At 61.6% G+C, this 14003-nt stretch carries 10 protein-coding genes; 7 read left to right on the forward strand and 3 right to left on the reverse strand.

Annotated features, from left to right (window positions below):
- Window positions 1-167: 167 nt before the first annotated feature.
- On the forward strand, window positions 168-929 hold the full coding sequence (locus tag OO25_RS01645) for an NAD kinase (RefSeq protein WP_082035072.1): 762 nt from the start codon (window positions 168-170) through the stop codon (window positions 927-929).
- A 358-nt stretch (window positions 930-1287) separates the two neighbouring features.
- Here OO25_RS01645 and OO25_RS01650 read toward each other — a convergent pair whose 3' ends face one another.
- The 3 genes from OO25_RS01650 to OO25_RS01660 form a co-directional block, all read right to left on the reverse strand.
- Entirely contained in the window at window positions 1288-2730 is a 1443-nt protein-coding gene (locus tag OO25_RS01650; protein ID WP_040178176.1) for an amidase family protein, read from the reverse strand.
- A 144-nt stretch (window positions 2731-2874) separates the two neighbouring features.
- Window positions 2875-4764 carry a propionate-CoA ligase PrpE gene (gene prpE, locus OO25_RS01655; protein WP_040173074.1) on the reverse strand — a complete coding sequence of 630 codons (1890 nt, stop codon included), beginning with the start codon at window positions 4762-4764 and terminating at the stop codon, window positions 2875-2877.
- A gap of 312 nt (window positions 4765-5076) precedes the next feature.
- Complete coding sequence (locus OO25_RS01660) at window positions 5077-7365, reverse strand: NADP-dependent malic enzyme (RefSeq protein WP_040173076.1); 2289 nt, start codon at window positions 7363-7365, stop codon at window positions 5077-5079.
- Window positions 7366-7516: 151 nt separating this feature from the next.
- Here OO25_RS01660 and OO25_RS01665 point away from each other — a divergent pair, with 151 nt between their 5' ends.
- The 6 genes from OO25_RS01665 to OO25_RS01690 all read left to right on the forward strand — a co-directional run bounded on the left by OO25_RS01665 (window position 7517) and on the right by OO25_RS01690 (window position 13975).
- Window positions 7517-8614: a cupin domain-containing protein gene (locus tag OO25_RS01665; RefSeq protein ID WP_040178178.1), complete on the forward strand. Its 1098-nt coding sequence runs from the start codon at window positions 7517-7519 to the stop codon at window positions 8612-8614.
- A 139-nt stretch (window positions 8615-8753) separates the two neighbouring features.
- Window positions 8754-9146: a cytidine deaminase gene (locus tag OO25_RS01670; RefSeq protein ID WP_040178179.1), complete on the forward strand. Its 393-nt coding sequence runs from the start codon at window positions 8754-8756 to the stop codon at window positions 9144-9146.
- A 3-nt stretch (window positions 9147-9149) separates the two neighbouring features.
- Window positions 9150-10460: a thymidine phosphorylase gene (locus tag OO25_RS01675; RefSeq protein WP_040178180.1), complete on the forward strand. Its 1311-nt coding sequence runs from the start codon at window positions 9150-9152 to the stop codon at window positions 10458-10460.
- Window positions 10460-11680 (forward strand): phosphopentomutase, encoded by a 1221-nt coding sequence (locus OO25_RS01680; protein ID WP_040178181.1) that lies wholly within the window; start codon window positions 10460-10462, stop codon window positions 11678-11680. The genes OO25_RS01675 and OO25_RS01680 overlap by 1 nt, the downstream gene beginning before the upstream one ends.
- A 141-nt stretch (window positions 11681-11821) precedes the next feature.
- Window positions 11822-12454: a uracil phosphoribosyltransferase gene (upp, locus tag OO25_RS01685; protein ID WP_040173087.1), complete on the forward strand. Its 633-nt coding sequence runs from the start codon at window positions 11822-11824 to the stop codon at window positions 12452-12454.
- 207 nt (window positions 12455-12661) lie between these two features.
- Entirely contained in the window at window positions 12662-13975 is a 1314-nt protein-coding gene (locus tag OO25_RS01690) for an SPOR domain-containing protein (RefSeq protein WP_040178182.1), read from the forward strand.
- Window positions 13976-14003: the final 28 nt, after the last annotated feature.

Genomic DNA, 14003 nt, shown 5'->3' on the forward strand with positions numbered 1-14003 from the left:
GCTGGCTCCATGAGTTGGCGTTCCATTTGTGAGATTTCCTATCGGAAACACCACAGCCCTGAAAGCCCGGAATACGACGAATTCCTTGCTGAGAGCGGCAAGACTGGCAATCTTGGGAAAGCTGTGATTGTTTCGGAACGAATTGCGTAACACCGGAAACAGATTTGATGACCATGAGAATCGCCTTTCTGGCCAGCCGGGCTCCGGTGGCGCAGTCAGCACAAGCCGAAATGGTAAGACGATACGGCACTGTGCCGAAGGAAGACGCGGATGTGATCGTCGCCTTAGGCGGTGATGGCTTCATGCTGGACACACTGCATGAGACGATTGACCTGCCCGCGCCGGTCTATGGCATGAACCGGGGCACCATCGGCTTTTTGATGAACGAGTATAGCGCCAGCGGGCTGCTGGCGCGGTTGCAGGCTGCAGAAGAGGAAATCATCAACCCGCTGTCTATGGTGGCCATGGATGGTGAGGGGCGCAGCCACCGGGCGCTTGCCATCAACGAAGTGTCCTTGCTACGGGCCGGGCCGCAGGCGGCGAAGCTGAAAATCTCTGTCGACGGGCGGCAGCGCATGGCGGAACTGGTCTGTGACGGGGCGCTGGTCTCGACGCCTGCGGGATCCACCGCCTATAACTATTCCGCCCATGGTCCGATCCTGCCGATCGGATCCGACGTACTGGCGCTGACCGCCATTGCTGCGTTCCGCCCGCGCCGCTGGCGTGGCGCGTTGCTGCCCAGCAATGCCACCGTGCGGTTTGACGTGCTGGAGCCGGAGAAGCGACCGGTGATGGCTGATGCGGACTCTGTCTCCTTTGCCAATATTCGCTGGGTGGAGATCGCAACCCAGACCAAGATCCGCCACAAGATCCTGTTTGATCCCGGCCACGGACTGGAAGAGCGGTTGATCTCGGAACAATTCACCTAACGGGAAGAATCGCACCTTAAGGTTGTATCACGCGTTTGTGAACGCAAGTCTGGCGATTTTGTGCGATAATCGAACTCTACATAAGGCCGATGCCAGCGGTGACAGCCAAAGGGCATAGCGTCCCCGACGAGGGGCGCACGATCTACCGGGATGGCCATCGGCCCCTTATTTAAGCACCTAAACTTTGCGTTAGCCGGACTGTGCGGTGGTTGCCATCTGCGCGCGTTTGGGTCCTCGAAGGCGGGAAACGCCGGGGCGATGGTCCCGCATCCTTCGTGTGATTATTTTCGTGAACGAGTATCCGGTGGTATCGGAATATCCGGGGTTCGGCGCATACCGAGCCCCGGATTTCTCTGCGTCACCCGCTTGTATCCGACATCCGTTGCCACAGCGGGTCGCACATGCGGCCAATGCGATCCTCGATTGCGATACAGGCATCCACGGCCATATCCTCGCGCCACCGGGGGGCTGCGATCTGCACATTGATCGGCTGTGGCCCGGATGGCAACTCGGCAAGGCGGCTTGGCACTGAGGCGGCGGGCAGGCCCAGAAAATTCATCGCATAGGAATAGACTGCACACCCCAGCACCTCATGCACACCCGCCGCCCCTTCGGTATCGCGATCGGGTCTGAAGAAGGGTTGTGGCAGGAAAGGGGTCAGGACAAGCGGGTAGCGCTGCATGAACAGTGACCAGTCTCGCGCGTATTGTGTGCGCTTGGCCATCATCTGCAGAAGCTCCACCCCGGCGAAGGGGGGGAATTCCTGAAAATAGACTTCAAAGATATCGCGCACGGTTTGTGAGCCAGCTGCATCAACGTCGCCCTTCATCAGGGCATAGACCTCCCCCATCAGGGCGCGATAGCCGGTGCGGCCTGCGTCGAAGACATCCGGGAGGGTGACTTCTTCGACCTGATAACCGGCATCCAACAGGGCTGCACGGGCATCTTCCAATGCGGCGTCGACCTCTGGGTGCAGATCATAGCCGTAGGTCTCCTTGGAGAAGGCGACGCGGATCGGGCCGTCCGGTGTGTCGCCACGCCAGGGCATGGGCACATGGAACGGGTCGCGCGGATCTGGCGCAATCAGGCTGGGCATCGACAGGTGCAAATCGCAGGCGCTGCGGGTGATCAGCCCCTGGACGGACATGCTCTGCGCCAGAATGCCACGTTCCGCCGATTGGCTGGGATTCCATGCTGGCACCCGGCCAAGGCCGGGTTTTACCGTCACCGCACCATTGGCGGCGGCGGGGAAGCGCAAGCTGCCGCCAATATCATTGCCATGGGCCAAAGCGCCAATTCCCGCCATCACAGCGGCGCCCGCTCCACCGGAGGAGCCACCGGGAGAGATATGCCGCCCCCAGGGGTTATGGGTGCGGCCATGCAGCGGGTTATCTGTATCGGCGCGGAAGGAGAACTCAGGCGTGTTGGTGCGCCCAATCACCACTGCACCTGCGTCCTGCAAGTTCTTCACCACCGGGGCATCATCCGGTGCAATCAAATCCTTCAGTGCGCTGACCCCATTGGAGGTCGCATGCCCCGCCTGATCGACGTTAATCTTGATCGTGACAGGGACGCCATGCAGCGGGCCACAGGGTGCGCCGCCGGCGCGTGCTTTATCCAGCTGTTGCGCGCGATCAAGGGCGTCGCTGCTCAGATCCTCCACCACTGCATTCAGATCGGGATTAACAGCCGCCATGCGCGTGAGCGAGGCCGTGACCGCCGCCTCCGCCGTCAGGTCGCCCGCAATGGTGCGTTGGCTCAGTTCTGTCGCGCTCAATCGCCAGATGTCGCTCTGTGTCATATAGATGCCTCCTTGCTGTCAGGGTAGGCGGGGGCATCCGAGTTGCAAGGGAAACCGCACGGCAAAAAGCCGAAAACCTGTTCAGGTTTCCGGCAACTGTTCAGTATCAGAACAAATGTGGCGCCCAGTACGGCGGGGTGCGCGCTACTTCGCGTAGCCAAGCCCCTGCAATGCAGTGGTGATCTCATCCAGAATAGCGGGATCGTCGATGGTCGCGGGCATTTTCCAATCGGTGCCATCAGCGATGTTTACCATGGTGCCCCGCAGGATCTTGCCGGAGCGGGTCTTCGGCAGCCGGTCCACGACGCAGGCCAGCTTAAAGGCGGCAACCGGTCCGATTTTCTCGCGCACCAGCTTGACCACCTGCGCGACAACCTCGTCATGTGCGGTCTCACAACCGGAATTGAGGCAGAGGAAGCCGAGGGGCATCTGCCCTTTCAGACTGTCGCTGACGCCGATGACCGCGCATTCGGCCACATCCGGGTGGCCTGCCAGAACCTCCTCCATCGCGCCAGTGGACAGGCGGTGGCCCGCGACATTGATGACGTCATCCGTGCGCGCCATGATGTAGAGATAGCCCTCCTCATCCTTCATCCCGGCATCGCCGGTTTCATAATATCCGGGGAAGGTGGTGAGGTAGCTTTTCCTGAACCGGTCTTCGGCATTCCACAGCGTCGGCAGCGTGCCGGGCGGCAGTGGCAGTTTTACCGCAATGGCACCCAGCTCGCCCGGGGCTACAGGGTGGCCGCCCTCGTCAAGGATGTCGACCTCATAGCCCGGCATTGGCACGGCGGGAGAGCCGAGTTTGGTTGGCAGCTCTTCAATCCCCAGCGGGTTGGCGGCAATCGACCAGCCGGTTTCTGTCTGCCACCAATGGTCAATTACCGGCACCTTCAGCTGTTCCTGCGCCCAGGTAATGGTGTCAGGATCCGCACGCTCACCGGCCAGATAGACCTGTTTGAGGCCGCTGAGGTCGTATTTCTTGACGTATTCGCCTTTGGGGTCCTCGCGCTTCACTGCCCGGAACGCGGTGGGGGCGGTAAAGAAGCTCTTGACGTTATGTTCGGAAATCACTCGCCAGAACGTGCCCGCATCCGGTGTGCCGATGGGCTTTCCCTCGAACACGATGGTGGTGTTGCCATGGATGAGCGGACCGTAACAGATATAGCTGTGGCCCACCACCCAGCCCACATCTGAGGCTGCCCAGAACACATCGCCGGGATCGACGTTGTAGATGTTCTTCATCGTCCAGTTCAGCGCCACCAACTGCCCGGCGGTGTGGCGGATCACGCCCTTGGGCTGACCGGTGGTGCCAGAGGTATAGAGGATGTAGGCCGGGTGGTTGCCCTCAACCGGGACGCATTCTGCGGGTTCGACGCCATATTGGAACCCGTGCCAGTTAACATCGCGGCCTTCGACCAGCTCTGCCACTTCCTGCTCGCGCTGGAAGATCACACAGAAGTCCGGTTTGTGGGTTGCCAGCTCAATCGCGCCGTCAAGAAGGGGTTTGTAATGCACCGTGCGCCCTGGCTCCAGCCCGCAGGAGGCGGCGATGATCGCCTTCGGCGTGGCGTCATCGATGCGCACAGCCAGTTCATTGGCCGCAAATCCACCAAAGACCACAGAGTGCACAGCCCCCAGACGGGCACAGGCCAGCATGGCCTCCAGTGCCTCGGGGATCATGGGCATGTAGATGATGACGCGGTCGCCTTTCTCCACGCCCTTGGCGCGCAGGGCGCCGGCCAATGTGGCAACACGGTTGCGCAGCTCGACATAGGAGATTTCGCGCTTCGTATGGGTGATCGGGCTGTCGTAGATGATCGCTGTTTGCTCGCCGCGCCCCTGTTCGACATGGCGGTCAACGGCGTTGTAGCAGGTGTTCACCTTGGCATCGGCGAACCACTCATAGAGGTCATCGCCCTTGTCGGTCAGGGCCTTGCTCGGTGGGCTGTCCCAGCTGATCGCCTCAGCTGCCTCCATCCAGAATTGTTCCGGATTGGCCTTCCAGCCCTCATAGACCTCTGAATACGACATGCGGTTCCTCCTCACTCATCCTTGGCAATGAGTTAGGCGCATGGACCGTCACCGGGCAAGCGCGCTGCGCGACGTCGCGTCAGATTGGCGCAAGAAATTTGCATTTTTTGCCAGTTCGATGTTGCAAAGTTTTGCAAACAGGGCTCGTTCGCGGAATTAACAGCAAGATGGCGGTGGGTTTGCAAAGTCTAGCTGGTGACCGCGCGTTGGACTACTGGCAGAGGTCAGGTCGCAGGCGCAGTGATTCTATACGTGCGCCTGCGGGCATTTCGCGTGTTGCTGACAAGTGACCGGCAAGTCGGATGGCTGATGTCAGCTATAATGGGTGACTGGTGTCCCGGCGATGGCGGCCATGTTCAGCAGCCCCCGTGCGGTGATCGACGGGGACACGATATGCGCCCGGTTGCCCATGCCCATCAGGATTGGCCCAACCTCCAGCCCTCCGGCGCGCATTTTCAGGATATTGCGCACGCCGCTCGCCGCATCGGCATGGGCAAAGATCAGCACATTGGCTTCACCCTCCAGCCGCGAGTTCGGGAAAATGCGTGCGCGCAGTTCGGGGTCCAGCGCGGTGTCGATGTTCATCTCGCCCTCGTAGATGAAATCGCGGGGCGTCTCGTCCAATATCTGGATCGCAGCGCGCAGGCGGGCACCGGAATCGCAACGGGTATTGCCAAACTGAGATTGCGAACAAAGCGCAATTTTCGGCTCCAGACCGAAACGACGGACATGGCGCGCGGCACCGATAACGGTCTGCGCAATCTGTTCGGGGGTGGGTTCAATCCGCACATGGGTGTCCCCGATGAACAGCGGCCCATCCTCAAGGATCACCAGTGACAACGCACCATGTGGCTCGTAGGTGCCGCCGCCAAGGACCTGGTTCACATAATTCATATGCCAGCGATATTCACCAAAGGTGCCACAGATCATGCTGTCGGCCTCTCCGCGATGGACCATGATGGCACCAATGGCGGTGGTGTTGGTCCGCATGATCGCCTTGGCCAAGTCGGGTGTCACGCCTTCGCGCTGCATGACGCGGTGATAGCTGGTCCAGTAATCATAGTAGCGCGGATCGTTTTCCGGGTTCACAATCTGGAAATCGGTGCCGGGACGAATGCGCAGTCCAAGGCGTTCGCAGCGGGTTTCGATCACCTCCGGGCGACCGATGAGGATCGGTGTCTCGGTGGTTTCTTCCAGAATGCCCTGGGCGGTGCGCAACACGCGCTCATCCTCGCCCTCGGTGAAGACGATGCGCCGTGCGGCGGCCTTTGCCGCCTCAAACACCGGTTTCATCAGGAGCGCGGATTTGAACACGGTTTGGTTCAGCTTGGCCCGATAGGCTGCAAGATCGTCTATCGGGCGTTGCGCAACGCCACTTTCCATCGCGGCCTTGGCCACGGCGGATGACACCACCCCAACAAGGCGCGGATCGAATGGTTTAGGGATGAGGTAATCGGCGCCAAAGGTCAGCTGTTCGCCCTGATAGGCGGCGGCGGCTTCGGCAGAGGTGGTCATCCGGGCCATTTCGGCAATGCCCTCGACGCAGGCGATTTGCATCTCGTCGTTGATCTCTGTCGCGCCGACATCCAGCGCCCCGCGGAAGATGAACGGGAAGCAAAGGACGTTATTGACCTGATTGGGAAAGTCGCTGCGGCCGGTGGCGATGATTGCATTGGGCGAGACCTCGCGCGCCACATCCGGCAGGATTTCCGGGTTGGGGTTGGCGAGGGCAAAAATGATCGGCCGGTCGGTCATCTTGGCGACCATCTCCGGCTTCAGCACATTCGGACCAGAGAGGCCGAGAAAGAGGTCCGCGCCGTCAATGACCTGATCCAATGTGCGCAGATCGGTGTTCTGTGCGAAGGCCGACTTATGCGGGTTCATATCCTCGGTGCGGCCCTCATAGACCAGACCGTGCAGGTCGCAGAGCCAGATATTTTCGCGCTTCACGCCCAGTTTCACCAGCATGTTGAGGCAGGCAATGCCCGCAGCGCCACCACCGGTGGACACGATTTTGATATCCTCAAACCGTTTTCCCGCCACATGCAGCGCGTTTTTGGCGGCAGCACCCACGACAATCGCGGTGCCGTGCTGGTCGTCGTGAAAAACCGGGATGTTCATCCGCTCGCGGCAGATCTTCTCAACGATGAAGCAATCCGGGGCCTTGATGTCTTCAAGGTTGATCGCGCCGAAGGTTGGTTCCAGCGCACAAACAATATCGGCGAGCTTTTCTGGATCGCTCTCGTTCACCTCAATATCGAAACAGTCGATGCTGGCGAATTTTTTGAACAGGACGGCCTTGCCCTCCATCACGGGTTTGGAGGCCAGCGCACCGATATTGCCCAGACCCAGAACCGCCGTGCCATTGGTCACCACCGCTACCAGATTGCCGCGTGAGGTGTATTTTGCCGCATCCGCCGGATCGGATTTGATTTCGATACAGGCCTCGGCGACGCCGGGCGAATATGCGCGCGCCAGATCCCGGCCATTGGCCATCGGCTTGGTCGCGCGGATCTCCAGCTTCCCCGGATTGGGATAGGCGTGGTAATGCAATGCGGCGTCGCGCAGGGTTTGGGTATCGGATTTCGGATTTTTGGTCATCAGGCGCTCCAGAGACTATAGTTTAGTGTTAAACGACTTTTGACGTCAGGGAAACAGGCTATTCATGGCTGCTGCAGCAGGGGTGGGCAAGTGCTTGCACCTGAACACGCTTCGCCTCACTGTGGTGAAAAAGACGTCAAGGGAGCGACAAATGACCGATACGATTGCGGAGCTGCGATTGCCCACGCAGGAGCTGCGGGACGATATTCCATTTTATACCAAAACACTTGGGATGAAGCTCGATTCCATCTACCCGGCAGATGATCCGGCGATCGGGGTGTTCTCCGGCCATGGTCTGCGGCTGCGGATCGAACGGGGCGCGAGTGAAGCCCCCGGCACCATTCGTATTCTGACAGACGATCCTGACGGGTTTGCAGAAGGCGCCCGCCGGTTGACCGCCCCCAATGGCACCAAGATCGAGATTGAGGAGCGCAACCCGCCACTGGTGATGCCGGAGACGGTTCACAGTTTCGTGGTGCGTCGGCTGAAGGATCAGGCCCCCTGGATCATCGGGCGCGCTGGCATGCACTACCGTGATCTGGTGCCGGACCGGCTGGGCGGGTCAATCATTGCCAGCCATATTCGTATCCCTGATGGGGGGCCGGTGCCGGATATGGTGCATTTTCACAAGGTCGGCTTTCAACTGATCTTCTGCATCCATGGCTGGGTTGATGTTGTCTACGAGGATCAGGGCAAGAAGATGCGACTGACGGCGGGCGATTGTTTCATTCAGCCACCGGAGATCCGTCACCGGGTGCTGGAAGCCAGCGACAATGTGCAGGTGATCGAAATTGGCGTGCCCGCTGAGCATGTGACCGAGATCGATCATGAGATGACGCTGCCGACACCACATCTGAGACCAGAACGCGAATGGCAGGGCCAGCGGTTTGTCTACAACACGGCCGAGGGTGCCGAATGGGCGCCGTTCCGCCTGCCGGGGTATATCTGCCGCGACACTTCGATTGCCGAGAACACCAAAGGCGTGGCCGGGGTGCAGGTGGTGCGCCGGGGCGAGGGCGCGCCGCAGTGGGCGGCCCATGACACCGATATTCACTTCACCTTTGTAATAAATGGCACGCTGACCCTCGAAGGGCAGGGACGAGAGCCGTTTCAGCTGGAACAGGGCGACGCATTCGTCATTCCACCGGGCATGAAGACCCGGTTGAGCGCGCCTTCGGCTGATGTGGAGCTGCTTGAAGTGACCTTGCCCGGGGTGTTCAACACCACATTGGGCGACCCATCAGCCTGAGGCGCGATCTGCGGATGGCGGCTTGGGCCGGATGGTGTGTTACAGTTACCAGCATGTGCCGGGGGGGCTTTCACTCCCTCGGCAAAATCCGCTAGGGTCACCAATTCTGACCAAATGATCAAAAAATCAGGGAATCGCCATGAACCTCAAAGACGCTGCCACCGCCGTTCGTGCAAACGCACACGCGCCCTATTCCAATTTCAAGGTCGGTGCGGCGATCAGAGCGGCGTCCGGAACCGTCTATGTTGGCTGCAACGTCGAAAATGTTGCCTACCCTGAGGGGACCTGCGCTGAGGCGGGCGCAATTGCGGCCATGGTGGCTGCCGGTGAGACGCGGCTGGAGGCTGCCTATGTGATTGCCGACTGCCCGGCACCGATCCCGCCCTGCGGAGGCTGCCGTCAGAAACTGGCCGAGTTTGGCGCCGCTGACGTGCAGGTGACACTTGCCACAACCGACGGTCTGGAACGTGGGACCACCATTGGTGACCTGCTTCCGGGGGCCTTTGGCGCGGATCACATGGAGCGGAGTTAAGCTATGGATGCGCGCGCAATCATTGCAAGCCTGCGCCGGGGAGACACCCCGAGTGACGCAGATTTACGCTGGTTTGCTGAAGGGCTGGCCAATGGCACGGTGTCCGATGCGCAGGCCGGCGCCTTTGCTATGGCGGTGTGTCTGCGGGGATTGGGCGTGGAGGCCCGCCGGGCGCTGACGCTTGCAATGCGAGACAGCGGTGATGTGTTGCGCTGGGATCTGGACGGGCCGGTATTGGATAAACACTCCACCGGCGGCGTTGGCGATTGTGTGTCGCTGCTGCTGGCTCCGGCCTTGGCGGAATGCGGGGCGTATGTTCCGATGATTTCGGGGCGGGGACTGGGCCATACCGGCGGCACGCTCGACAAGATGGAAGCCATTCCGGGCGTCAGCACCCAGGTGTCTGAACAGGACCTGGTGGCCATGATGCAGAGCGTGGGCTGTGCCATCGTCGGGGCCACGGCGCAGATCGCTCCGGCGGACAAGCGGCTATATGCGATCCGCGATGTGACGGCCACCGTGGACAGTCTCGATCTGATCACCGCGTCCATCCTGTCGAAGAAACTGGCCGCCAGCACAGATGCGCTGGTGCTGGATGTGAAGATCGGCTCCGGTGCCTTCATGAAGACGCTGGAAGAGGCGGAGGCCCTCGCGCGCAGTCTCAGTGAGACGGCGAATGCGGCAGGGTGCCGAGCCTCGGCGTTGATCACTGATATGAACCAGCCGCTGGCACCTGCCTTGGGCAATGCGCTGGAGGTGGCGGAGGTCATGCGGGTGCTGACCGGCGTGTCGGGGCAAAGCGGCGCATTGGCGGAGCTGACGGCGGCGCAAGGTGGTGTGTTGCTGGCCCATGGCGGGCTGGCGGCGGATGCCGAGGTGGGGGCTGCGATGATCCGCAAGGCGATTGCCAGCGGAGCCGTCGCTGAGCGCTTTGCCCGGATGGTGGCCGCCATGGGGGGACCGGGTGATTTTGCCGAAACCTGGCAGAGCATCCTGCCGACCGCGCCGGTGCAACGCGGCATCAAAGTGGAGCAGGCCGGCTATGTCAGCGCCATTGATGGCGAAGCGCTAGGTCTGGCGGTGGTCCAGTTGGGCGGCGGGCGCATGATAGAAAGCGATGTGGTGGACCCTGCCGTTGGGCTGTCGGAACTGGCGCCGCTGGGCCAGGAACTATCTGCAGGCGACCAGCTGGGGATCGTTCACGCGGCGGATGAGGCGGCGGCGGAATTGGCCGAGGCGCGCCTGCGCGCGGCCTATCAGCTGTCAGAGGCTGCGCCAGAGGTGCCGCCCCTGATCTACAAAAGGATTTCATAATGCCGCGCGCGTTTCTTGTGGTGATGGACTCGGTCGGGATTGGCGGTGCGCCGGATGCTGGGGCTTATTTCAACGGCGATCTGCCTGATCTGGGCGCCAACACGCTGGCCCATATTGCCCAGGCCTGCGCAGCGGGACAGGCGGAGGAGGGGCGCAGTGGCCCCCTGCACCTGCCCAATCTGGATCAGTTGGGCCTGGGGGCTGCGGTCGCCCTGACGTCCGCTGTGCCTTGTACGGATCTTGGGGGCGCCGGGATCACCGGGCGCTGGGGCGCGGCCCGCGAGATCAGCCGGGGCAAGGACACGCCATCAGGTCATTGGGAACTGGCCGGGCTGCCGGTGCCATGGGACTGGTGTTACTTCCCGGATCAGACACCGGCCTTTCCGAACGACTTGGTTGCACATGTCTGCGCGGCGGCAGGAACCGAGGCGATCCTTGGCAATTGTCATGCATCGGGCACTGCGATCATTGCCCAACATGGCGCCGCGCATATGCAGTCGGGTTTGCCGATCTGCTATACCTCTGCTGACAGCGTGTTCCAGATCGCAGCGCATGAGGAGACCTTTGGTCTGGACCGGTTGCTGGCGCTCTGCGAGGCGGTAGCGCCTTACCTGCATCAGATGAAAGTGGGTCGGGTCATTGCGCGGCCCTTTACCGGGACACCAGAGATCGGGTTCCAGCGCACCGCCAACAGGCGTGACTATGCCATTATGCCACCTGCGCCGATCCTGACCAATTGGGTGCAGGACGCAGGCCAGCCGGTGCATGCCATTGGGAAGATTGGTGATATCTTCTCTATGCAGGGGATAGATACGCTGAAGAAAGGCGACGATGCGACCCTGATGCAGCATCTCCTCGATGCGGTGGCAGAGGCCGAGGAGGGGAGCCTTACCTTCGCCAATTTTGTGGAATTTGACAGTCTCTATGGGCACCGGCGCGATATCTCGGGCTACGCGAGGGCGCTGGAATGGTTCGATGGAGAAATCGGCCGATTGCTGTCTCAGCTGCGGGACGGGGACCTGCTGATCCTGACTGCGGACCACGGCAACGATCCCAGCTGGCCTGGGACCGATCACACGCGTGAACAGGTGCCGGTGCTGATCGCCGGGGCCGGGGTCGGCCCCCTGGGTACCATTGGTTTCGCGGATGTGGCGGCCACGGTTGCCGCGCATCTGAACGTGCCTGCGCAGGGGCCGGGTCGACCAGCGCTCACGACGTAATGAAGCGAGCCGGTGAAGGATCCTGGCCTGTTATCCCCCGTAGTGTTTGCGGGGTTTTACGCCAATACGCGGCAAATCCGCCTTGCCTGTCCTGCGGTGCAAGGACTAAGAGAGTTTGAATTTTCCTGAAAGGAGTGCCCAATGTCCGATCACCTGACCGTTGTCGATCACCCGCTGGTGCAGCACAAGCTGACCCTGATGCGCGACAAGGGCACCTCAACCGCCGGGTTCCGTCGCCTGCTGCGCGAGATCACCCAGCTGCTTGCCTATGAGATCACCCGCGAGATGCCGCTGACCACCACCACCATCGACACGCCGATGGAAGAAATGGAAGCGCCGATCCTTGCGGGTAAGAAACTGGCACTGGTGTCGATCCTGCGGGCGGGCAATGGCATGCTGGACGGCGTTCTGGAGCTGATCCCCTCGGCGCGGGTCGGCTTTGTCGGCCTCTACCGGGATGAGGAAACGTTGCAGCCGGTTCAGTATTATTTCAAGGCGCCGGAGGAGCTGAAGGATCGTCTGGTGATCGCGGTTGACCCGATGCTGGCCACTGGCAACAGCTCTGCGGCGGCGATTGATTTGCTGAAAGAAGCCGGTGCCAATGACATCCGTTTCCTGTGCCTGCTGGCCTCGCCCGAAGGGGTGGAGCTGATGAAAGAAAAGCACCCGGATGTGCCGATTGTGACAGCCTCTCTCGATCGTCAGCTGAACGAGAAAGGGTATATCCTGCCGGGACTGGGTGACGCGGGCGACCGGATGTTCGGGACCAAGTAGCCATTTGCCGTCTCGGCATGTCCTGCGTGTAGAAACAGGGGCGTCCGATTGCGGGCGCCCTTGCTGCATTGCGGGGGGGCTCCCGGCCTGATCCGGGCCTATCGGGCGGGCTGATGCCTTTGGGAACTTTCGCTAATTTGCGGAAACCCTGCTTTACTCAGATTCGCTTTTCAGGCATCCTGCCGCCATATATTGTGGGGCTTTCGGATGACGCTTACTAGAATTATTGCAAGTGCCTTGATCGCGGCGGCCAGCTTTGGCGGGGCGCATGCGCAATCAGCCCGCACCACCGAAGCCCCGGCCGAGTTTCCGCCTGCCTCCTTTGAGGGCAAGCAATATGTCGACAGTCGCGGGTGTGTTTTCATCCGGGCGGGCATCGACGGCACTGTCACATGGGTGCCGCGCGTGACCCGAAGCCGCAAGCAGCTGTGTGGTTTTGAACCGACACAAGTGGCTGCCGCACCAAGCGCGCCGAAGGCGACCTCCACACCGGCACCTGAGTTGATCACGTTGCCAGCAGACCAACGCGCGAATGGCGCGGAGATCACCGTCGCAGAACAGAGCACGCCCCCGGTCGCAGCATCGACCGCGCCGCGCAGTGTCACGACCACCAAGCCACAGCGCAGCGCGGTTCGGCAGGCCAAGCCGGTGCGGACTGCGGCCTCTACCGGCCCTGTGCCGCGACAGCGCCCGCTGCTGGATGACGCCTATCGCCCGCCCGCCGCCGCGCCCACCGTCATCAGTCAGGGCTATGGCCGCTGTCCCGGTGCTTCAGCGCTGAGCCAGCAATATATCAATCAGACTGGCAATGTGCGCTGCGGCCCGCAGGGGGGCAGCAACCGCTTGTCGTCTGTTTTGGACCCCAACACCCGCGTGGTTCCCAAACATGTCTATCAGGAACGCGCGCTGAGCCGTGGTCTGAAGGTGCCTGAGGGCTATCGTCAAGCTTGGGGCGATGATCGCCTGAATCCGCGCCGGGCCGAAATGTCGCTTGGCGGCGTTCTGGCGCGTGCCAATGGCGGTGTGCCTGCTGGATACGTGCGGGTTGCCCGTCAGGAGCGTTACAATCCGAACCGGGGGCCGCAGGGGACCGCAATCTGGACACGCACCGTCCCGCGCGAGGGGATCCGCCGCCCGGTAGACCGGCCTGTTGTGACCCTCTCTGCAAGACAGCGGACCGATGCCGTGGCGCAGGATGATATCCTCGTCACCCGTCTGTCCACCCGTTCGCAACCTTTGGCGGGAACCACCCCGCGCCGAGAGGCCAAGGCTGCCATGTCTGCGCCTGTTGCGCCGTCCCGCTATGTGCGGGCCGCGACCCTTGCCGATGTGACGCAGGCGGAGGCGGTGGCGCAACGGCTGCGCCAAAAGGGGCTGCCGGTACGTCTGGGACGGGTCAACCGCAAGGGACAAACCTTGCAGGTGGTGCTGGCCGGGCCATTCACTGGTGGGGAGGCGGCTCAGTCGGCCCTGTCCAAAGTGCGCGCAGCAGGCTTTGCCGGGGCGCGGTTGAGCAAGTAGGCAGCAGATCAGCAGGCCGGCACACGGC

The organism is Phaeobacter sp. S60, assembly GCF_000826845.1.
GTDB classification, from domain to species: domain Bacteria; phylum Pseudomonadota; class Alphaproteobacteria; order Rhodobacterales; family Rhodobacteraceae; genus Phaeobacter; species Phaeobacter piscinae.

Coding starts and splice junctions, on each gene's coding strand:
- prpE (WP_040173074.1), bottom strand. CDS start 4,764: ATGTCGTATTCAGAGGTCTATGAGGGCTGGAAGGCCAATCCGGAACAA.
- OO25_RS01670 (WP_040178179.1), top strand. CDS start 8,754: ATGAACCTCAAAGACGCTGCCACCGCCGTTCGTGCAAACGCACACGCG.
- OO25_RS01690 (WP_040178182.1), top strand. CDS start 12,662: ATGACGCTTACTAGAATTATTGCAAGTGCCTTGATCGCGGCGGCCAGC.
- OO25_RS01665 (WP_040178178.1), top strand. CDS start 7,517: ATGACCGATACGATTGCGGAGCTGCGATTGCCCACGCAGGAGCTGCGG.
- OO25_RS01650 (WP_040178176.1), bottom strand. CDS start 2,730: ATGACACAGAGCGACATCTGGCGATTGAGCGCGACAGAACTGAGCCAA.
- upp (WP_040173087.1), top strand. CDS start 11,822: ATGTCCGATCACCTGACCGTTGTCGATCACCCGCTGGTGCAGCACAAG.
- OO25_RS01645 (WP_082035072.1), top strand. CDS start 168: ATGACCATGAGAATCGCCTTTCTGGCCAGCCGGGCTCCGGTGGCGCAG.
- OO25_RS01680 (WP_040178181.1), top strand. CDS start 10,460: ATGCCGCGCGCGTTTCTTGTGGTGATGGACTCGGTCGGGATTGGCGGT.
- OO25_RS01660 (WP_040173076.1), bottom strand. CDS start 7,365: ATGACCAAAAATCCGAAATCCGATACCCAAACCCTGCGCGACGCCGCA.
- OO25_RS01675 (WP_040178180.1), top strand. CDS start 9,150: ATGGATGCGCGCGCAATCATTGCAAGCCTGCGCCGGGGAGACACCCCG.